The sequence below is a fragment of the Paremcibacter congregatus genome (genome assembly GCF_006385135.1).
Classification (GTDB): Bacteria; Pseudomonadota; Alphaproteobacteria; order Sphingomonadales; family Emcibacteraceae; genus Paremcibacter; species Paremcibacter congregatus.
In genome coordinates, this window is sequence record NZ_CP041025.1 from 2,802,697 (window position 1) to 2,823,465 (window position 20,769).

At 47.8% G+C, this 20,769-nt stretch carries 23 protein-coding genes and 1 pseudogene; 4 read left to right on the plus strand and 20 right to left on the minus strand.

Translation table 11 applies throughout. The annotated features are described in order from the left end of the window. Positions 1-13 precede the first annotated feature (13 nt). The 4 genes from FIV45_RS12325 to trbG form a co-directional block, all read right to left on the minus strand. Positions 14-949: an IS110 family RNA-guided transposase gene (locus tag FIV45_RS12325; RefSeq protein ID WP_099470704.1), complete on the minus strand. Its 936-nt coding sequence runs from the start codon at positions 947-949 to the stop codon at positions 14-16. Between the two features lie 552 nt (positions 950-1,501). Continuing rightward, the gene (locus FIV45_RS12330) at positions 1,502-1,717 is read right to left on the minus strand and encodes a DUF2274 domain-containing protein (RefSeq protein WP_099470703.1); all 216 of its coding nucleotides are present in this window, start codon (positions 1,715-1,717) and stop codon (positions 1,502-1,504) included. After that, positions 1,714-2,901, minus strand: a complete 1,188-nt coding sequence (locus tag FIV45_RS12335) for a TraB/TrbI/VirB10 family type IV secretion system protein (RefSeq protein WP_139932344.1) — start codon at positions 2,899-2,901, stop codon at positions 1,714-1,716. Before FIV45_RS12335 ends, FIV45_RS12330 begins: the two co-directional genes overlap by 4 nt. Then, positions 2,902-3,903: a P-type conjugative transfer protein TrbG gene (trbG, locus tag FIV45_RS12340; RefSeq protein WP_139932345.1), complete on the minus strand. Its 1,002-nt coding sequence runs from the start codon at positions 3,901-3,903 to the stop codon at positions 2,902-2,904. Between the two features lie 191 nt (positions 3,904-4,094). On the opposite strand from trbG, the pseudogene FIV45_RS12350 reads away from it, so the two are divergent. Continuing rightward, positions 4,095-5,245 (plus strand): annotated as a pseudogene (locus FIV45_RS12350) (IS3 family transposase). Here the strand turns inward: FIV45_RS12350 and FIV45_RS12355 are convergent. The 8 genes from FIV45_RS12355 to FIV45_RS12390 all read right to left on the minus strand — a co-directional run bounded on the left by FIV45_RS12355 (position 5,229) and on the right by FIV45_RS12390 (position 11,672). Next, entirely contained in the window at positions 5,229-5,939 is a 711-nt protein-coding gene (locus FIV45_RS12355; protein WP_099471987.1) for a hypothetical protein, read from the minus strand. The pseudogene FIV45_RS12350 and the gene FIV45_RS12355 sit on opposite strands and share 17 nt — an antisense overlap. Before the next feature lie 3 nt (positions 5,940-5,942). Then, on the minus strand, positions 5,943-6,206 hold the full coding sequence (locus FIV45_RS12360; RefSeq protein ID WP_099471988.1) for a VirB3 family type IV secretion system protein: 264 nt from the start codon (positions 6,204-6,206) through the stop codon (positions 5,943-5,945). Continuing rightward, positions 6,203-6,538, minus strand: a complete 336-nt coding sequence (locus FIV45_RS12365) for a TrbC/VirB2 family type IV secretion system protein (protein WP_099471989.1) — start codon at positions 6,536-6,538, stop codon at positions 6,203-6,205. The genes FIV45_RS12360 and FIV45_RS12365 overlap by 4 nt, the downstream gene beginning before the upstream one ends. Before the next feature lie 39 nt (positions 6,539-6,577). Beyond that, positions 6,578-7,549, minus strand: a complete 972-nt coding sequence (gene trbB / locus FIV45_RS12370; protein WP_165776958.1) for a P-type conjugative transfer ATPase TrbB — start codon at positions 7,547-7,549, stop codon at positions 6,578-6,580. Beyond that, complete coding sequence (locus FIV45_RS12375) at positions 7,542-8,006, minus strand: CopG family transcriptional regulator (protein ID WP_099471990.1); 465 nt, start codon at positions 8,004-8,006, stop codon at positions 7,542-7,544. The genes trbB and FIV45_RS12375 overlap by 8 nt, the downstream gene beginning before the upstream one ends. Beyond that, positions 8,003-10,009 carry a conjugal transfer protein TraG gene (locus tag FIV45_RS12380; RefSeq protein WP_099471991.1) on the minus strand — a complete coding sequence of 669 codons (2,007 nt, stop codon included), beginning with the start codon at positions 10,007-10,009 and terminating at the stop codon, positions 8,003-8,005. The genes FIV45_RS12375 and FIV45_RS12380 overlap by 4 nt, the downstream gene beginning before the upstream one ends. A 443-nt stretch (positions 10,010-10,452) precedes the next feature. Further along, entirely contained in the window at positions 10,453-11,346 is an 894-nt protein-coding gene (locus FIV45_RS12385) for an ImmA/IrrE family metallo-endopeptidase (RefSeq protein ID WP_099471992.1), read from the minus strand. Then, positions 11,343-11,672 (minus strand): helix-turn-helix domain-containing protein, encoded by a 330-nt coding sequence (locus tag FIV45_RS12390; protein ID WP_099471993.1) that lies wholly within the window; start codon positions 11,670-11,672, stop codon positions 11,343-11,345. Before FIV45_RS12390 ends, FIV45_RS12385 begins: the two co-directional genes overlap by 4 nt. A gap of 146 nt (positions 11,673-11,818) precedes the next feature. Here FIV45_RS12390 and FIV45_RS12395 point away from each other — a divergent pair, with 146 nt between their 5' ends. The 3 genes from FIV45_RS12395 to FIV45_RS12405 all read left to right on the plus strand — a co-directional run bounded on the left by FIV45_RS12395 (position 11,819) and on the right by FIV45_RS12405 (position 13,610). Next, on the plus strand, positions 11,819-12,079 hold the full coding sequence (locus FIV45_RS12395; RefSeq protein WP_099471994.1) for a DUF3892 domain-containing protein: 261 nt from the start codon (positions 11,819-11,821) through the stop codon (positions 12,077-12,079). Positions 12,080-12,114: 35 nt separating this feature from the next. Further along, entirely contained in the window at positions 12,115-12,327 is a 213-nt protein-coding gene (locus FIV45_RS12400) for a hypothetical protein (RefSeq protein ID WP_099471995.1), read from the plus strand. Between the two features lie 197 nt (positions 12,328-12,524). Continuing rightward, positions 12,525-13,610: an IS481 family transposase gene (locus FIV45_RS12405; RefSeq protein ID WP_139932303.1), complete on the plus strand. Its 1,086-nt coding sequence runs from the start codon at positions 12,525-12,527 to the stop codon at positions 13,608-13,610. A gap of 58 nt (positions 13,611-13,668) precedes the next feature. Here FIV45_RS12405 and FIV45_RS12410 read toward each other — a convergent pair whose 3' ends face one another. From FIV45_RS12410 to FIV45_RS12440, 8 genes are all read right to left on the minus strand, one after another. Then, a complete protein-coding gene (locus FIV45_RS12410; RefSeq protein WP_099470691.1) occupies positions 13,669-15,645 on the minus strand; it encodes a DUF3363 domain-containing protein in 1,977 nt (658 codons plus the stop codon). A gap of 475 nt (positions 15,646-16,120) precedes the next feature. Continuing rightward, a complete protein-coding gene (gene traF / locus FIV45_RS12415; protein WP_099470692.1) occupies positions 16,121-16,615 on the minus strand; it encodes a conjugative transfer signal peptidase TraF in 495 nt (164 codons plus the stop codon). Further along, complete coding sequence (locus FIV45_RS12420; protein WP_099470693.1) at positions 16,612-17,181, minus strand: DUF2840 domain-containing protein; 570 nt, start codon at positions 17,179-17,181, stop codon at positions 16,612-16,614. Before FIV45_RS12420 ends, traF begins: the two co-directional genes overlap by 4 nt. Beyond that, positions 17,078-17,293 carry a MerR family transcriptional regulator gene (locus FIV45_RS12425; protein WP_099470694.1) on the minus strand — a complete coding sequence of 72 codons (216 nt, stop codon included), beginning with the start codon at positions 17,291-17,293 and terminating at the stop codon, positions 17,078-17,080. Before FIV45_RS12425 ends, FIV45_RS12420 begins: the two co-directional genes overlap by 104 nt. A gap of 98 nt (positions 17,294-17,391) precedes the next feature. Next, positions 17,392-18,024 (minus strand): hypothetical protein, encoded by a 633-nt coding sequence (locus FIV45_RS12430; protein ID WP_099470695.1) that lies wholly within the window; start codon positions 18,022-18,024, stop codon positions 17,392-17,394. Continuing rightward, entirely contained in the window at positions 17,990-18,208 is a 219-nt protein-coding gene (locus FIV45_RS18975) for a transcriptional regulator domain-containing protein (RefSeq protein WP_412973712.1), read from the minus strand. The genes FIV45_RS12430 and FIV45_RS18975 overlap by 35 nt, the downstream gene beginning before the upstream one ends. Before the next feature lie 369 nt (positions 18,209-18,577). After that, the gene (locus tag FIV45_RS12435; RefSeq protein ID WP_139932346.1) at positions 18,578-19,774 is read right to left on the minus strand and encodes an acetyl-CoA C-acyltransferase; all 1,197 of its coding nucleotides are present in this window, start codon (positions 19,772-19,774) and stop codon (positions 18,578-18,580) included. Positions 19,775-19,777: 3 nt separating this feature from the next. Beyond that, positions 19,778-20,764, minus strand: coding sequence for an SDR family NAD(P)-dependent oxidoreductase (locus FIV45_RS12440; protein ID WP_139932347.1), 987 nt, complete (start codon positions 20,762-20,764; stop codon positions 19,778-19,780). Between the last annotated feature and the right edge of the window lie 5 nt (positions 20,765-20,769).

Sequence of the window (20,769 nt, forward strand, 5' to 3'; positions counted from 1 at the left end):
GTATCCGTGTTAGTCAAGCTTTAATTTCCGTCCATTTTCTTTGATCTCTCAAGAGGGCATTTGCCAGGATGAGCATTTTTCTCATGATCGCCACCAGAGCCACTTTTTTTAGCTTTCCAGCCCCCAATAACGCTTGGTATTTATCTTCAAAATCTTTGTTAAAGCGCACCGCAACCAAAGCCGGTATGTAAAGCGCGTCTCTGATATTTTTCCGCCCACCCTGAATAAAAGACTTGCCTTGCCACTTCCCAGACTGCCGCGTGATCGGTGCCAAACCCGCTAAGCTCGCGACTTGCTTCTCATTCATCTTACCAAGCTCAGGCATATGAGCCAAAATGGAAAGAGAGGTAATGAAACCAAGGCCAGGTATGCTCTCCAGGATTAAGAAACGATCTTGTAAGCCCTGATCTTGTTTTATCAGGCCACGGCATTCCTTCTCAATGGCTTTGATTTGTTTTAAATGTTGCTTGCCCTGACTTTGCAGCAAGGGATTGCGTTTTGTTTTCAAACGATTCTTTTGAGCTATCTGGTTTTTAATTAACGCCTGGCGCGCGCTCAGAAGTTCCGTGAGCTGATCCAGAATATCACATTTGAATGTGCCGGGATCTGGCTTGAGAACTGCGCCAAATTGTGCCAGCATATAGGCATCGGCCCGATCTGTTTTGGCCAGCCTTCCCGTGGCCTGCCCAAAGCGTTTGGCCTGTTTTGGATTGACTTTAATGGCGGGAAGGCCTTGTTTTCTTAAGGTTCTTTCCAGCTCGTGATGGTAAGCACCTGTGGCTTCAAAGATAAGGCGGGTCACATCATAGGCCGTGAGCCACCTGATCAAGGCCCGATGGCCATCAGGGGTATTTTTGAACTGGCGGGACCGTTCATCTGGGTAAAAAGCGACATCGAGCGTATCTTTTGAAATGTCAATGCCGATTGTTTGTGCTATTGTTATCGTCATTTTCGTATCCTATTCTTGTCATACGGGGCTTATCCCCATGTATCCGTTCAGGTTTATGAAAATGGAAAGGATGATCCTACTAAGTGTCGGCCCATTATGGCCAAGGTGGGAAGCGATCCGTTCCTTTCCGCGCCTCTTAGGGTGGCCGTCCTGAGAGGCGTAGTTAATTATACATCAAAATCGTAAAAATCATAAGACAAGGGTGGCCGTCCTGAGAGGCGTAGTTAATTATACATCAAAATCGTAAAAATCATAAGACAAGGTGGGTTATTGGCACTATGTTTTTGACACGGGCACTAATTGCTTGCAAACAAAGGAAAAACAGCGTTTTTTTAACCTGACACTCCGCCTGAAATGGGTCAATTTAATATGCAAATCCCGGGTCAATATTAAATGCTCATTGACATGAACGGCAACAGTCTTCACGGGGTCTTGGCGCGGAAGATCTGTTGCTGTCTGGACGTCAGGTGGTAAAAGCATTTTGAATTAAAAACAGGAGATTTTTGACACAAGAACTTGGTAAATATCCTTACTCAGCTACCTTGGGTCATCTCACAATGATTGTTTTGCTTTTTTAAAGCCATTATCACTTTGAATGAAGGCCGTGATCATATGAACGGCCAGAACTTGCGGCGTTTCGGTACAACTATGCTCTTGTCGGTATATTTCTGCATATTTCAGTAAATCAGAGTGGGTCTCCGGCGGCAGAGATAAGGTGATCTTAACCGGGGTTCTATCCGTGATTTTCTTTATTCTTAAAAGGCTCATGATGTTTCTCCAAAGGGTGTGAGGATGATGTCCGAGCCCACAATGACCCGAACAGGCCAGCCGGGACGAATGGTGATGGTGGGCGGGATACTCAAGTTCTGATCAATGATCTTCTGTCCGGCCTGATTGATGTTGGATTGACTGCTGTCCCGGATCGCTTCGGCGAGCGTGCCGTCCGCGCCGCCGTAGGCAAGCTCACTTCCCACCCCGAGTAAGGTTGCAAGACCAATGCCTTTCAGGAGTTTACCTGTGTGCCAGTCCACATTGTCAGACAATCCGGCGTATCCCGCTTTGTCGGTGCCGCTAAGATTATCAATCTGGATGCTACTACCGTCGGGCCTGATGATCCGCTCCCAGACCACCAGCACCCTTTGTTGACCGCTTGAGATTTCACTGTCATAGCGACCTATTAATCTGGAGCCCTGCGGGATCAGAAGATAGTTTCCTGTGACCGTGTCATAGATATTTTTAGTGACTTGCGCCAAGGCTTGCCCCGGTAGATCACTGTTAATCCCTGTGATCAAACTGGCCGAGATCACCGTGCCGGACAGAAGGCTATAGGGTGAAAGCTGTTCCCGTAAACCATGCTTGCTCACCCCAGAATGTTTTCCCGGGCTTTCCAGAAAGGCCTTCTTCTTATCCTGAACGGACGCTGTAATGGGTAAAGCCTGCTGCGCCAGCGCCGAGAAGGATGTTCCATCATATTGGCCGTCCGTTGCTGAGGACGGCATATGCCCTGCACCAGCTTCAGCCTTAGTCCCTGAAGTGCGGAAAAACACACCTGACTCTTCTGCTTGCATCTTCCGGCGGGCTTTTTTAATCCGCTCCGCCCGCAAGTTCTCTTCCATTTGAGAGGGCCTGAAAGGCTGGTCCGCAGGAAGAGCAAGCCCCGCATTTACTTCTGCGGCATGAAGTGCGGGTGCTGTATCCCCCATATAGGGTGCGCCCAATTGTGGCACATCCTTATAGCTTTTCGGCAGATCCTCTAACCCTTCCGCAATGCGTTTATGGGTAATATTATAAAGCTCTTTCTGCGGTTCAGCCTGTTTGTCTTTGGGCTCAAGGGCATAAAAGCTAACCCCCACCAAAAGCCCAATGACCAGACCTGACGCAAGAATGACCATCTTTTTGTTCAGGCGGCTGACAGGTTGCGGTTTGGTTTTGATTTCCAGAGTATCCGTCATTTATGCCCCCTTTTTTGTTTTTTTGGCCAATTTTCTGATTTGTTTCTTGGATTTTCGGGTGATTGTAATCTTCTGCTGCGGGTCTTCGCCAAGGCGTAGTTCGGCAGCTTTAAACAAACGGTCCACCACATAATAACGACCCTTCATGCGGTAGTTGACCAGTTCCACTTGACCTTTCTTGCCTAAAACAAAAAGAGGCGGCGCCTTTCCTGTGGCAATATCCCTCGGGAACTCGATATAGACTTTTTTGCCGTCATCAAAGGCACGGAAGGGTTTCCAGTCTGGAGTATCGCCGGTGATACTGTAAGCAAAGTTGAGCTCATTCAGATTTAAGTCCGTACCAACTGTATTATGGCTCTTTGATTGCGCTAGAATATTATGCTGCTTTAACCGTTTCATTTCACTCTGGGGATAGCTCCAACTGAGGGCCGCCATATAAGTCGTCTTCAGGCTTTTCAGTTCCAGATAATAACTCCGGCGGTCGGTAATGATCACCAGATTAGTGGAGAGACCTGCTTCTATGGGTTTGACCAATATATGAACCTGCGCCTCAGCCCCTGTTCCGCTCACCATATCACCAATGATCCAGCGCACCGTGTCGCCTGCGGACATGGCCGTGAGGCTCTCGCCCGCTTCAAGGCTTATGTCGGACACATGTTCCGGGGACGTATAAAGCTGGTAAAGCGCCCCTTTAGCATAGGGGTAATGTTGAATGGCATTAAAATACCGCCCTTCATTTGGTTTCCAGAGGGCTTTTTTCTGGGCTTTTGTTATCGCCTCTATAGGGGTTAGTTCCTTAACTGGCCTTTCTTCAGGAAACTCTTTCAATTGCCCTGGAAGCGCCAAGACCTTCGGCACCTCAATGATTTTGACTTCATCCGGCACATGTTTAACCTCGATAGCAGGGGCAAACTCTTCGGGAGGCGATGGCAGAACATGTTGCTGGCTTGCCGTACAAGCGGTGAGCAGAATAAGCGGTATGGTCATAATCAGATGTTTCATTTTAAAGTTCCTTTAGTGTTTGATGTATTCGGATTAAAATCTCGGCTCCAGTTGAGGTCGTGAATGTAAAGACCAAGGGGGTTGTTTCTTAAGCTGGCCACATCGCGGGGCGGCTCAAACATCAGTGATGTGGCTACCCTATTTCGGACAAGTAGGCTAAAAGAAATTTTACCCCTAAGGAATAGAAATACATGTCCAAACGAAAAGTCACTACATATACATCCGAATTCAGAGAGAATGCTATTAAGTTAGCGCTTGAATCAGATCAACCTGTTTCTCAAACAGCGAATAATTTAGGAATTAATCACAATACTCTACATACTTGGATTAGCAAATACGGACCTCCATCAGAAAGCCAAAGCTCCCTTAAAGAGCATCATTTTGATGAAATTAAACGTTTAAAGAAACAACTTGTTCAAGTCACGCAGGAGCGTGACCTATTAAAAAAAGCGGCCGCATACTTTGCGAAGGAAATATAGCAAAGTATGCGTGGATCAACGAACACAAGCCCGATTATCCAACTTCAGTGCTTTGCCGGTTTATGAAAGTCAGCCGGAGCTCTTATTATCATTGGCTAGAAGTACCCATAGGCCAGCGGGCTCAGCAGGATCAGGTTTTGACGAAAGATATTAAAGACATTTTCAAAAGCAGCCGCCAGACGTATGGGACACGACGAATTAAAGAAGAGCTGATATTGAAGAATAAATTTATAGGCCGAAAACGCATTGGTCGATTGATGAAAGAAGCCGATTTACGCTGTAAAACCAGGCGGAAGTTCCGCGTGACAACGGATTCTAATCACACACATAAAATCTCTCCGAACTTATTGGAAAGGCGGTTTGATGTGGATCAGATGAACCAATATTGGGTCGGGGACATTACCTATGTCGCCACTAAGAAAGGCTGGTTATATCTTGCTACTGTGATTGATCTTTACTCTCGGAATGTTGTTGGATGGTCTATGGCAACCCATATGCGGGCGTCGTTGGTCAATGATGCTTTTTTGATGGCTGTTTGGAAGCGAAAACCCGCTCATGGACTGGTTTGGCATACAGATCGCGGTAGCCAATATGCCTCTGACAGTCACCGCGCTATCTTGAAAGATCATGGCGTTATTCAGAGTATGAGCAGGAAGGGGAATTGTTGGGATAATGCGGTAGCTGAGAGCTTTTTCCATACCCTAAAAACAGAATTAGTACATCAACAGCAATTTGAAAACCAAGAGGAGGCTAATGACGCTATATTTGAATATATTGAAGTATTTTATAATCAAAACAGAATCCATTCTGCTAATAATTACCTATCACCAATAGAATACGAGAATATCACAAAAGTAGCTTAACAAACTGTCCGGAAAATCGTTGACACATCATAGGACTGAGGCCCCCTATCAAGGGCTCATCACTGAGTAATCCATCCAGATAGAAGGGTACTTCCGGCAATTTGACCGGATGGCGGCGATTAGAGATGGTGCCATGTAGATAGGTGAGAAGATCCCCATTCGCCAAGACCATCACTTCCGGTAAAGTCTCCATCAGCAATCCAATGGCTTTATCGCTTTGCCCTAAAAAACGCGCTAGAATTCTTTCTGCAGGTTTTTCGATCTTTGCGCCTTGTTCCAGAAAGAGATGGCTCAGGCCTTGCGTCCGATCTTCCGGGGGCAACCAAAAAAGGCAGAGCGTCGTGATATTCTCAAAGTGATCACCGCTTTCAAAACGGGCTTTACGTTCTTCCTCCACAAGCGCGCTCACAGGATCCGGAAAATCAGACCCGGGATAGTCCCGCACCGGAATGCGCGCGCTATCAAAAAACAACGCCCAGCCCGTGCCAAAACGCTTTAAGGTATCATTAAGCCGGGCATGAAGCATAATGAGGCCACTTTCCCCGCTGCTTTCCAGATCCGGTCCTCTCAATCTGATACAGCGCATGAATCCGCCGTCTTTGTTCAACACTACAGATGGTGCCACCTGCCCGGCCCAGGGGATATGATCCTGCAGTTTCTTGGCTTTGGATTGATATTCATTCAGATAAAACATAATTCAAACTCCCATATAATTTTTATGGCGAAGATGCTTGAGGCCCACCTCCATGAAGTCAGGGTCTTTGGCTGTCAGGTACACTGCAATGCTCTGACAACTAACCCAGATGATCAGCCCCACGAGCCAGAGTTGAAGACCGAGACCAATGGCTGCCGACAAGGTACCAATGACAATGGTCACCGACCGGCTCGCCCCTGCCATAAGCAGGGGCTCCGTCAGGGACCGATGGAGGGGGATTTCAAATCCGGGGATGTGGCTGCTCATGAGATGACGGCCCCGCCACCAAAGGAGAAGAAGGCCAGAAAGAAGCTGGTGGCGGCAAAGGCAATGGAGAGACCAAAGACAATCTGCACCAGTTTGCGGAACCCCCCGCCCGTATCGCCAAAAGCCAGGGTGAGACCGGTTATGGTAATCACCAGCACCGCGACAATGCGGGCAACGGGACCTTCGATACTGTCGAGGATCGCCTGTAATGGGGCTTCCCACGGCATACTCGTGCCAGCGGCCTGAGTGTTAGAGCTCAAGATACTCAGCGCCGCTACGGCGATCAGTGCCGTCATATAGGGGGATCGAAGGAATAATTTAGAATAGGGCATATCAGTTTCTCCTGAAGGGTTAAGGTCCAAATTTAGAGGTTAAGGTTGAGGGGTAAGATGGTTGAGACAATAGTCACCGTCCGTAAAACCGGTGACCTGCGCCAATGTTTTGAGATGGCGGGAACTGCCCCGCCCTTCGATAAAGATAATCAGATCAATGGCGTCCGCGATCAGACGCTGCGGTACCTCATGCACCACTTCCTGTATGAGTTGCTCGAGCCTGAGCAGCGCGCCATGCGCCGAATTGGCATGCAAGGTGGCAATGCCGCCCGGATGTCCGGTGTTCCAGGCTTTCAGCATATCCAGTGCCTCGCCGCCCCGCACTTCACCAATGATGATCCTGTCCGGACGCAGGCGTAATGTACTGCGCACCAGATCAGATAGGCTTGCGATATGAGGCCTCGTTTTAAGGCGGACAAGGTCGCCTGCAGCGCAGCGCAGTTCCCTTGTGTCTTCGATGAGTATTATGCGCTCATGACCTTTCGCCACTTCCTGCAGCAAGGCATTGGCCAAAGTGGTTTTGCCGGAGCCGGTGCCGCCGACCACAAGGATATTGTGATGCGCCTCAATAGCCTTCATGAGGATCTCATGCTGCCAAGGCTGCATCACCTGCGCTGTCACATAATCGGGTAATGTCAGAATTTGTGCGTTGGGTTTGCGGATCACAAAAGCGGGGGCCGTGACGATAGGCGGTAAGAGCCCTTCAAATCGCTCGCCGCCGCCCAATAAAACAAGGGGAAGCTCTGCACTGATGATAGGAGAATTCTTATCGGTGCCCTGCTCCACGTGGCTTGCCACCAGACGGATAATGCGTTCGCGGGCTTCTACCGTCAGAATATATCCGGTAAATTGACGCCCAGCCATTTGGCTTTCCAGCCAGAGTTTTCCGTCCGGATTGACAATGACTTCGATGACAGAGGCGTCGGTTAAAGCTGCCGTGATTTCCGGGCCAAAGGCGGTCTTCAGCATGGCAATTTTGCGTGCCTCGGATATCATTTTTAGGTCAGTCATCCTTCTTCTCCAGATTCTGGTCATCCAGATCAATAGAAAAAAAATCCTGTTCCCGTACCTTGATGTCATTGACCACCTTGTCACTGAGGCTTGGGCCCTGCGATAAGCGCTTGCCAAGATGGGTGAGGAAATTCTCAAACCGTTCATGGCCCGTAGCGCGAGCGGCTTTCTGATCCCGGATCGGTATCGGCGGCGTTATGGTCAGGTAATATTGAATATACAGGGCTGTGACCTCCAGCTGGATGGCCAGATCGCGCTCTAACCTGCCGAACTGCCGGGTCAGTTGATTAAGCCGTTTCGCAATGGCTGCCTCTCTTTTATCAGCGCCTTCCGGGGACAGAAACTGCGCCACCGCGATTTCCACAAGACCGGACTTGCTGAGGCCGGTTTTAGCGCCGAACTTTTCAACTTTTTTAAGAAGCTCATACTCCAGATAAACATTGATGCGCGGTTTCAACGGCCATCTCCCAAATCCAGGGGGAGATCCGCCTCATCATCAAAAGCCGCCGCGCGCTGGAAGCTATTCAGCTGATATTTATCCGCTTCAAGGCTCGTCTCATCCACATCCGGATCAATCACTTCGAAGATATCAATGGATGGTACTGGGGTTTCTTGTTCCGGCGTCAATATGGGGACATGTTCTATTGATCCTTCGCTGGTTAAACGCGCCATGCCATTATTTTGATCATCTGGCGTGACCAGTCGGGCATCTACATCTGCCTGACAATCCTGCCAGTCGGAAGTATTTTCAGAAATAGCTTCTGTGATGAGCGTTGCCGCAGGCGGGTGAATCCTTGTGGTAAAGTTCTGATCCTCATAATAGCGCAGCTTCTGCGCCCGGATTGGCGGCAGACCTGCGATCTGCACTAACTCTTCGTCCATGGGCAATTGCATGACTTCACCTGGGGTCAGCAACTGCCGGGCCGTTTCCTGGCGGGAGACCATCACATGACCGAGCCACGGCGACAGACGGTGCCCCGCATAATTTTTCTGGGAACGCAATTCTGTAGCAGCCCCCAAACTGTCAGAGATACGTTTGGCTGTGCGTTCATCATTGGTGGCAAAGGCAACACGCACATGACAATTATCCAGAATGCTGTTGTTCTCACCATACGCTTTGGATATTTGATTGAGGCTTTGAGCAATCAGGAAAGCCCGGATACCGTAACCTGCCATAAAGGCCAATGAGGTTTCGAAAAAATCCAGACGACCCAAAGCCGGGAATTCGTCCAGCATCAGGAGAAGTTGTCGGCTCTCACCTGCCTTAGCTTCCAATTTCTCCGTCAGGCGACGACCGATTTGATTGAGGATCAGGCGCATCAGCGGTTTGGTACGACTGAGGTCACTGGGTGGCACCACCAGATAGAGCGATACCGGCTTCTCCGCCTTGATCAAATCCATCACGGTAAAATCAGATTTGGACGTTACCTCTTTGACGACAGGATCGCGGTAAAGGCTGAGGAAACTCAACGCCGTACTCAACACGCCGCTGCGTTCGTTTTCTGATTTATTGAGAAGTTCGCGGGCGGTCACAGCGACAACAGGATGAGGCTTGGGGTTTTGATAATCGCCGAGATGGTTGGTGATCAGCATATCCTTCAATGTGTTTTTGAAAGACTTGGCGGGATCACTTAAAACTTCTGCCACACGGGACAGGGTTTTCTCTTCCTCAGCATAGAGCACATGTAGAATGGTTCCCACCAGCAATGAATGACTTGTTTTTTCCCAGTGGTTATGCCGCTCAAGACTGCCTTCGGGGTCGACCAGAATGTCAGCGATATTCTGTACATCCCGCACTTCATTCAGGCCACGCCGGACTTCCATCAGCGGGTTACAGTGAACACTGGAAATATCTGTGGGGTTAAAACACAGGCAGTGAGAGAATGTGGACCGCCAGCCCGAGGTCAGTTGCCAGTTCTCGCCCTTCAAATCATGAACCACCACACTGCCCGTCCAACTGAGCAAAGTCGGGATCACAAGTCCCACCCCTTTACCGGAACGGGTCGGTGCGAAGGTCATGATATGTTCCGGCCCGTCATGGCGCAGATAACCCCCATCATATTGTCCAAGGAACACGCCTTTGGGTTTGAGCAACCCAGCCTGCCTGATATCTGACTTATCCGCCCAACGAGCGGAACCGTAGGTCGTTACCCTGCTCTGTTCGCGGGCGCGCCAGAGGGATCCAATGATGGCGACGAACGTTCCCATAATCCCGCCGGCAGCAGCGAGACCCCCGGCTTTGTAAAATACTGCCGGGGCGTAGACTTCAAAAGCGTACCACCATTCGAACAGGCGCCAGGGGTAGTAAACAGGATAATCAAAAATACTGAACCACGGCACACCGAGCCGCGCCTGATACCCCAGCATAAAAGCCGCCCATTGGCTTGCTGCCCAAAGCGTGCCGATCACCACCAGAAAAGTGATCAACATCTGGCCAATAAGTATTTTTGTCGGGGTCATATCCACTCCTGAATTTGTCAATAAACACATTCAGGAGAGGGGCAAAAAAACGAATCGTCAAGGTATTTTATTTATGATAAACAATGCCTTAACTCATATGTCGCGGCACAAGTTCTCTGCATTTCTTAGAACTCTTCAAGAGTTTCCAAAGCGCAGAAAAAATAATTGAAGAAATTTCCACACAAAACAGGATGTTACTCGCAAAAGATGTTATAAATCTCAAAATACTGCGAATCGATTAGCAAATAATCAGGTGCGAGAAATAAATTTATGTACATTGGGTTTATGCTATTTTTAATTGAGTATCCACTCTGAACCCAATGCGGAAGTTTGTATTTTTAAGAATGAGCTTTAGAGATAAAATGTAATATGAAAAATCAATCTACTCTGCTCCATTAATTCTATTATCTGGTCAGGTTTTCTTTTTGAGTAATAATTTGAAATTATCGACCTCTTGCAAATTTAGGGGTCCAGCTATTCTCTAAATCTATATCATCTCTGTCATCTGAATCGCCTTCTACTTCATAAGTTAAAAGGGTGATTTGAAAACCGTTCGCTTGCGCTAATGTTTGTTCAAAGATCAAAATATTTGGCTTGCTGTCAACCCACGCACTTGGACTTGCTGTAGACCAAGCAGATACCTTTCCTATAATCAAATTTTTTTTGGAAGAGATTGTGTTATGAGGAATTGGAGAGGCATGTTTGACATTTAACCAAGGAAAATCATCATGTTTTTTTACGTACCTAATCTTCTTGTTTTTTGAGAAAATAACAGCTGTTGGGTCATTAAAATTAGTTAATGCATATCTTCTTGCCATTGCCTCCTTACTAATTTCAAATAATTCGGCTAACCGAATAATGTGATCTATATCAGCACCAGAGTTTGAATTTAGAAATTGTTTGATTTTATTATATGGCATCAATAATTCAGCAGAAAACTCATTCGCTTCTGCTTCCATTCTCATCAACTTATTATTTTTATCTGATTTCTCTGCTGCAAGATTAGCCGTAGTGCATTGAAATCCCGCTGGGTTATCTGATTTATGCCATGGGTTGAGGTAATGCCCCAGCTCGTGCCCAATAGTAAATCGTTTTCGCTGTTCTGAGCGGTCTCCTCGAACAATAATAGCCCCTTCCGACTTGTTGTCCGGTGCTATTAATGCACCTTCAAAACTTATGTTGTTTTCTTCTTTTATCTCATAGATGTTCAACGCACTTGCAATTTCACGGACTGGAATAGGAAATGAGTTATCTGGAATTTGGTCTAAGACAGCTTGTGCCAGTTTTACTGGGTCACCCCCAACGTCTTCTAATTCCATGCGATCGATAATTATCATTCTTTAGCTTTCTGCCGATCCAACATTGTTTTTATCATACTATCCAACAACTGCTTATCTTCTGGACCCAACTCACCAACTTGGCGGAACATTCTGACTAATTCTGGGTCTGCATTATTGTCAGCTAAATCCTCACCAATCAGTGTGTTCACAGGAACACCAAAATGATTAGAGTATTGCTTTAATAAGTCAACAGATGGATTTTTACTGTTCCCTTTTTCTAGATCATATACATGAGTTTTTGATATTCCAATGGCGTCAGCAACTTGTTGTAAAGATTGTTTCTTTCGTAACCTTAATTCTTTTAATTTCACAGCTAATGACATTTTTACAACCCTTCAAGAATCAATTCGGCACCCTCTTCTTGAGAGTGCCGTTAGATTATATTGAATAAAATTATACCAGATGTCTTGACAAACGCAAGAGTTAGATATATCTGTATGTTATCGATAGATCAAAATAGGAGTTAACAATGGCTGATAGAGCTGTAACTAGAACAGGGAAAGACGAAGATGGCGATATTACATCTTTGTGTAACCCTAATGCATCATGGTCCCCACGAAAAAGTGGTGACGCAATTTACGATATAGAAAATAACGTCCATACATATCACGTTCCGTGGAAGAGCGGCCGCACAGAAATTCGGGTTGTCAACGGTTCAACAGGCAAATACTTGAGAACCGATAGAGACAATACGAATAAGAACAATCTGGATGATCTTCCTGATTGTTAATTTTAACGCCAAGCCCCTATAGGAAGGATTTAAAAATGGCACGTCAAAGAGTAACTGTAACACGAGAAAGTGAAACTGGTCGCAATCAACAGTTTCATGACAATTACAATGGTGGCAACATGAGCCGTAGTCAGTTTGTAAACCAAATTAACCAAGGCAATTACCCTAATTACCATGTGCGTAATATAAACGGACTTGATACTCCAGTATCAAATCCTGATAATACACGAAATAATAATCTTGATTAAAATGTAATAGTGCCGCGCTGTAGTACTTGCGCCGCACTATTCGACTTATTTGAAGATATACTGTTTGTTAGGCAATTTTAAAAGTCTGCTTTTGAAAAAACACATAATACACATAAGAATAATCTGGGCTGATAATATGTATTAGTTGAGACTTGATCTGACATTCTTTAAAAACTGTATAAGAAAGGATGTTAGACATGAGCAGTTATCAAGAAAAAATTATCAAACCAAAATTAGGCGTATTGGAGTTGGCGAAGCAGCTTGGCAATGTGAGCCAAGCGTGCAAAGTGATGGGTTACAGCCGTGATACGTTTTACCGCTACAAGGAGTTGTATGAGAATGGCGGCGAAGAGGCGCTGATTGAAATCAGCCGCCGCAAGCCGATCCTCAAGAACCGCGTGGCGGAAAGTGTAGAGCGTGCCTGCATCGAAATTGCCGTTGAATTTCCGGCCTACGGCCAGCAACGCGCGGCCAATGAACTTCGAAAGGCGGGCATCTTGATCTCGCCCGGTGGCATTCGCTCGGTGTGGCTGCGCAACGATCTGGAGACGATGCAAAAACGTCTCAAAGCCCTGGAAGCCAAAGTCGCGCAGGATGGGATTATTTTAACCGAGGAACAGGTTGCTGCGTTAGAAAAGCAAAAATCAAAACGTGAGGCACACGGAGAGATTGAAAGCCAGCACCCGGGCTATCTCGGCTCGCAGGACACTTACTATGTCGGCAATATCAAAGGTGTTGGGCGGATTTACCAGCAAACCTTCATCGACACCTATTGCCGCGTGGCCTTTGCACGGCTCTATACCGAGAAAACAGCCATCACCGCCGCCGATACGCTTAATGCGGTGGTGTTGCCATTTTATGAGGAGCAAAACATTCCGCTGTTGCGCATCCTCACCGACCGTGGCACCGAATATTGCGGGAAGGCCGAAAACCACGCCTATCAGCTTTATCTGGGAATCGAAAATATCGACCACACCAGAACAAAAGCCAATAGCCCGCAAACCAACGGTATCTGTGAGCGGTTCCACAAAACCATGCAGGATGAGTTTTACTCTATTGCCTTCCGCAAAAAGCTTTATTCTTCATTGGATGATTTACAGCAAGACGTGGACGAATGGCTCAAAAGCTATAACGAAACACGGCCTCATTCCGGGAAGTATTGCTACGGTAAAACCCCAATGCAAACCCTGAACGATGCCAAAGAGCTTGTGCAGTCCAAAAATATTGGTACTGTACAGGAATTATCGGACAGCGCGTCCCAAAAAGCGCTGGCTGGCCGATAATTCATAACCGTCAGATCAAGTCCTGACTTTTACAGATAATATCTAGCTGCAATTAATTTTAGAACCAAACACCCTGCCCGATTGACCAGCTGATATTTCCTCGGCTAATCATACCAGAAATAACCTGTCCTTTAGCACGTTCCATCACGGGTCGCCATGGGACGAGGGTAAACTCTTTTGACTTTTCCAAAATTGCATACTGGCCACTCTTAAGGTTAAGCTTTCGGACATAAGTTCCACTCACGTCACCCTTGTCCCCCATGGGAGAATATTTCTTGCCAGTTTGTTTAGCTATGGTTACGGCTATTTTTGTCATTTCCCGTTTGGCAAGCTTGGCCGCAAAATCTTTTGGATATAGGAACCTTGCCCCCTTCTGCTGGATCAGTCCTTGTCTCAGTAACCAGCTCCGTCTCTGAGCAAGGGCTTGACGCACTTTTCTGCCGAAGCCACCTGAGAACAGACCAGTCTTTTCCTTTTCATCAAGATTCCGATCCAACCAACCATAACCTTCGCCATCTACCAATTGATCTAGGGCATAAGCTGAATTGATGGTCATTGCCATCGGCGCCTTTTGTGCAAATTGTTTCTGAAGTTTCTCAACACAGTTGGTAAAATCAGGAGGGATTCTCCATATACCACCCTTCTCACGTTCTCCAATACCATAACGGCGCAAGCTCTCCAGTCGACGGACATGGCTTTGGATATAGGCGGCGCTAGCTTTGGGATCAAAATCCCGATGTTTCCCCTCACTATAAATGCCGCCGTTCTGATGGGCAATAGCCGCAATGCGATGATCCACCTGTGATGCTTGCTTGTGAGCCGCTTTCACAGAAATAATCATACCTTGATTTAGATCACTGATCTGTTCCAGCTCTCCCATATCCACATACCAATGGTTACCGTCTGTGCCGTCCAGAATGATATAGCGCCTGTCGTTAAGTTCATCTGACAAACCAACCTTGATCAGTTCACCTGTGATATGGTTTTGAGAGGTTGCATCAAGGCCAAAAATCAGCGCTTTCTGTTTTAAGTTATCTTTGCCGGCGCCATACAGATTACGGTGAAGAATTTTGATAATATCACCCCTTTCCCCCATCATCTGTAATGTGTCTTTCATATTTGGGGACAATCGCCAATAGTTACTGCCCTGATACTGGGCCAGTCCCATTTTGGAAAGCTTCTTCAAACGGGCTGTGACCAGATTGGCGGAATAGGTCCCGCCATCTGGATGCATCATATGGGCCCGGCTGTAGTTGATAATATCCCGATCAATATCCGTCAATCTGTCCTGATCCACCTGTCGTCTTACCTGTTGCAGGATTTCCATTTCTGTGCGGGGTCCGAGTTCCTGTGTCAGGATATCTGAGGCCATATTTCTCATGCCGTAACTCATATAGGATTTGGCGATGATTAGGTCTTTGCCTTTATCGTCCACACCTCTTAAGACAAGATGTGTATGAGGATGATCTGTGTCAAAATGATCAACCGCTACCCAGTCAAGTTTGGTCTGTAAATCCTGCTCCATTTTAGCCATTAAATCCCGGGTGAAGGACTTATGATCTTCAATCTCAACGCCATCCTCTGCCGAGACAATAAAACGGAACTGATGGCGGTCGCCTTCGCTGCGGTTTTGAAATTCCTTCAGGTCAATATCATCACCAAACTTTCCGTAGGATTCTGCTTCTTTTCCGTCCTGCCCAACCCCTTCCCGTTCAATATATTGAAGATGCGACATGGCCCTTGAATAACTTGTACCAGCAAGCTTGATAATCCGGCCTTTAATAATGACCTGCCGCGCCCCAGCAGGGACGGCAGATTTGCCATATTGGCTATTACTATATCTCCCGGCCCAGTGACCCCTGCCGATCCTCTCGCCAGTATAGCCGCTTCTGCCCTCTGACATATCAGATGATGGCCTAGACATACCATGTGACAGACTTCTCACTTTCTTCAACACCCGTTTACTGAACCGGTCACCTCGGTTTCCGGGTTTACCAAGCTTGGGTTTGAAGGGATTTTCAGGTATGTTGGTCATGATTTATTCCTATGGGTAAGTCATTGATACAATTGGATTAAAAAAATACGGCAGGGGTATTATCTCTTACCTTCAAGGGCTTACCAAAAATGCTTTGTTTTTGGCCAAAAAATTTGGTGCCGGATAAAAAGATGTGCAGACAATGACTTAGGAGCGCCGCGCCTAAGACGCTTTTATCTTGTTATATTTCTTTTCAAAATTTCGGCCATATTTTCGCCCCAAAAACCCACAGAAAATATCGCCTTGAGAAAAGCCCTCGTTATTTTTTTGGACGCTTTAGTATTTTTCAGATCGGCGTTAGCATCGGTGCTATCTGTGAGGCAATTTTAATCATCTTGCTGCATATTATTACTCAGAAACCGTTAGCAGGCCTTAACCACAGAGTAGCCAATTTTCTCCCCTATAGGCTCCTAGCCCTATGACTAAGGCTATGACTAAGACCGACGCTAAGACCGTCCCTTATCCTGCAAAATATTCAAAAATATACGGCGACACCGATGATCTTCTTTCGCGAGATCGGGCCAAAATATCGGCTGTCAAAGGAATAGTCTGAGTGAAGACTGAGCAGGAAAACCTCACCGGTTTTTAACCTGCGACATCCGTTCCAGACAGGCATTATGCGGCCTGAGAGATCGTGGTTTTTAACGTCAGCCACAGCCTGATCGTTCACATAAATCACCTCATGCCGGATACAGATATGATCCCCTGATAGAGCGAATATTCTCTTCAGAAGCGGAATATCTGGCCCGACATATCTTCTTTCTAAAGCCAATTCTCTGACAGATTGAGGAAGCTCTATCAGCACATAGTCACCGATTTTGAACTCACGTTTATGACGGATAACGTAAAACCCCATCGGCGCACTTGGCGACGGATTATAGAGTATTCTTGGGGCAAACTCTGTCATTGAAACCCCAATCAATAGGCAGCTCACTGCGGCAAGAATGATAATCAAATATCTGGGCGTCATACTGATATCTCCCCTTCCTGCCTAAAGCTCTGATGCTGTTCCATGCTATAGCGGTGATAAGGTTGATTGGTCAGTATCCTCTGATGCAAATGACCATAATAGGCCGGGGAAACCTCTGCGGGATCTATCCCCATATTTTCAATCTGATCAATGACGTTCATAGCAGCCCGTACCTTAAGCGCCCCTTCCACATCAAGGATAATATAAGCGCCTGGGCTCACCCCTTCCACTTGATGTGAGGGGCTTTTACCCGTGAAGCTCACCGTCCGTAAAATCATAAACCGCCATAATCGACTGCCATATTCCCCCGCCTGCCACCGAATATATCCCAGGAGCTGCCCTGGCCGGTAATATTCAAGCCCCCGATATGGCGGCATAGTTACCTTGCTAACAGGCCGCCCAAACCGGGTATAATAGTGCAGCCTGCCCCTCAGAGAAATCGTCTCAATGCGCGTTAAATCCTTACGCATCAGACGTGCTCGATTTTCTGAGGGAGTCTGACCAGGCTTTAAGGTCTTCCATAGCATAGACCACAAGCTTTCCATGTTTGCGGTAAAGAGGCCCATTGCCTGTGATACGCATATTCCGTAAGGCATGAGAGCTTAAGCGAAGATATTCTCCCGCTTCAATGGTGTTTAAATAGCCTTTGGAGATAGTGGTCTCTGATGGTTTTGTCATCTGTGTTTTTCCTTATGGGTTAAATCAAGAAAAACAGTTTGCGGGAAGGCAAGGTCATTGTGCAGAGGGAAAAAATACTAATTATTTCTTTCCTATTCTTATGAATCGAGCTTCTTTAAGTATTTAACGTAAGCGCCGTTCATCAGGTCTTCTGCCTTATCTAAAGCATAGCCCACAATATTATTAACATGGCTTTCAGGATCAGAGATTTCCTGCCTGATCCGGTCTTTATTATCAAAGAATATTTCTGCAATTTCTTGTCTGGGCCGCTTATTAGTCACCTGCGCCATGACCTGCAATTGCCTATGGAACTTTACGGAGGCGGTATTTGTTTTAAAAAGCCTGTCGCAAATCCTGCCCGTTTTAACAAGATGTTTTAAACGCTTCACCGCGAGGTTTTCTTCAACCGTATTTAATCGGTTTCCCATGCGAAGGATAAACCGTAAATGCCGTGAGTGAATGGCAGCATCCCCAGCGGCCTGATAACAGAGTTGAAGGGATTTACCGCCCTTCTTAAAGACATAATGGGTTAGGTTTGGGGATTGCCGCAGGCTGATCACCTCACAGTTTAACTGGGCAAGGTCCAGAATATAGGGAATGGTCTGATCTTCTTCCCTGTAATGATCCGCCTGCAAAACATAGGGGCAGAGGCCCGGGTGCCAGAATGGGCTGGCCTCCAGACTATCCAATGCAGGATCAACAAAACTGTAACAAACCCCACTTGTGAGCATCCCGGCAAAAAGCCCCCCTGTCCTGCTCAGAGCATCCTAAATGGGCATAATATGCCGATGAATAAGCTGGAATTCGTCTTAATACTTCCCAGGCAAAATTAAGACGGGACATCCCCGTAAGCGGGACTCTCATGAAGGTCATATGTAATCCTGTAATATATAAATAATTAAAATATTTACGCATTACGCAACTAAATACAAACTTGATACGCTTAAGCTCCAGAGGAAATTATCGAGGGAATACCCTTCATTCAAAACACGTCATTCAACATAGAAATCATGACATACTGGAGATCTTCTAATCTAAAAAATAGGGCCGGGTAACTTCCGTCACACGGTCTTAAGTTTTCTGGCTTTGTCTGCTACGTTAGCTCATCATTCTGCCTCGTGACGTAATATTCCAAAGAGGTGACAGGCCTTGGGGGTTGCCAAAACCCGACCCCGGGTCCTCATCAATCTCCATCTGTGTGGTACAGAGATCAACTTCTACGGAGGAACTCATCAAGCTTATTCGGCTCACATCACCAGAAATTATGTCTCATGCCTCATCCCCCTAACAAACCTCAAACAAGCCGGCCGCCCCCATGCCGCCGCCCACGCACATGGTGACCACCACATATTTAACCCCCCGCCGCTTGCCTTCTATCAGCGCATGGCCCACCATACGGGCACCGCTCATGCCATAAGGGTGACCAATGGAGATGGCACCGCCGTTCACATTCAGGCGATCACCCGGAATGCCAAGCTTATCCCGACAATAGATGACCTGACAGGCAAAGGCTTCATTCAGCTCCCAAAGACCAATATCATCAATGCTCAAACCATGTGTCTTCAAAAGCCTGGGGATCGCAAAGACGGGCCCGATGCCCATCTCACTCGGCTCCCAGCCCGCAACCGCAATGCCCCGGTAGATGCCCAAAGGGTTTAAGCCTCTACGGGCCGCTTCCGAGGCTTCCATAATCACGCAGGCCGACGCCCCGTCAGACAGCTGGCTGGCATTGCCGGCCGTGATAAACTTCCCCTCCTGCACTTCCTGGCCCTGGCTTTGAACAGGGACAAGCTTTTGCAGGTTCGCCAATGTGGTTTGGGGACGGTTGCCTTCATCCTTACTCAGCAGCACTTTAGTTTCAGACCAGTCTCCTGTGGCTTTATCCTGAAGCTTCATCACCGACGGCAGGGGGACGATCTCATCATCGAACCTCCCGGCCTCCTGCGCCAGGGCCGTGCGCTGCTGGCTTTGCAGCGCATAGTCATCCTGAGCCTCTCGGCTGATACCATAGCGCTGTGAGACGATCTCTGCCGTCTCCAGCATGGTCATATAAAGCGCGGGCTTATGTTGTATAATCCAGGGATCCTTGATCACAAACATATCCGCCGTCTGGTTCAGGGAGATACTCTCCCCCCCCCCGCCTATGGTGATGGTCATATCATCACAGATGATCTGTTTGGCCGCGATGGCAATGGCCATCAGGCCCGACGCACATTGACGGTCAATGGATTGTCCGGGTACCGTAATCGGCAATCCCGCCCGAATGAGCGCGTTGCGGGCCACATTCATAAAGCTTGAGCCCATCTGAACCGCAGAGCCCATCACCACATCATCCACTTCCGCGCCGTCTATGCCGGCCCTTATAATCGCCTGCTTTATGGCATGGCCCGCTAAGGTGGGCGCCGGGGTATTATTAAACGCCCCCCGGTAAGCTTTACCAATAGGGGTGCGCGCCGTGGAGACTATTACAGCTTCTCTCATGACTTATCTCCCTCTATCTGTAGTCAACGTAATACCCAGTGACTTGGCCGCCAGCTCCACAAACTTGTTGGTCTGTTCAAAGGCCGCCGCCATTTCTGTCTGGCCTTCGGGATTGCTGATAGTTGCCCAGTTTTTAGCCACGTCATCCACCGTCGTCTCTTCCCCGCCCAAGAAAACCCCAGGGGTCTCCGAGATGCGTATTACAGAGAAACTTCCGGCCCCGGCCCCCAGGATCGTCTTGCTTGGCGCCTCGTCACTGACAAGGTAAAGTGCCCCCGGGGCCACCAACTTCGGCGCCATCAGGGCTTCGACCTTCTCGGCAAGCAAGCCGTCCAGCATCCTCGTTGCTGCCGTGGGGGCCAGGCAGTTAACCCGGATGTCATATTTAGCCCCCTCATGATGCAGCACATTCATCAGGCCGACCATGGCCGCTTTAGCGGCCCCGTAGTTGCTCTGGCCGAAGTTCCCGAACAGGCCACTGGATGATGAGGTCAGCAGGATACGGCCATAGCCCTGCGCTTTCATGATATCCCAGACCAGCTTCGTGCAGTTCATGGTGCCGAACAGATGTACATCCACCACCTTCTGGAAGTCCTCCGGGCTCATCTTGCTGAAGGTCTTGTCTCTTAAGATACCAGCATTATTAATCAGGATATCTATGCGTCCCCATTTGTTCATGGCCTCCTCAGTCATCCCTTTAACCTGATCATAGTCAGTGATGTCTGCCGTGCTGGCGATCGCCTCACCGCCAAGGCTGCGGAGTTCTGCGGCGACCTTCTCTGCGGCAGAAAGGGCTGCAGCAGGTTGGGCTGCGGTAGATTGATTGGAGGCAGGTTGGGCGGTATCTCCACGAGAGCCATCCAGTGTCCCCCCAAGGTCATTCACCACCACCCTCGCCCCAAGCCCCGCTAACGCCAGGCAATATTCCCGGCCAAGGCCGTTACCGCCGCCCGTCACAAGGGCGACTTTGTCTTTAAATGTAATCGTCATAAATA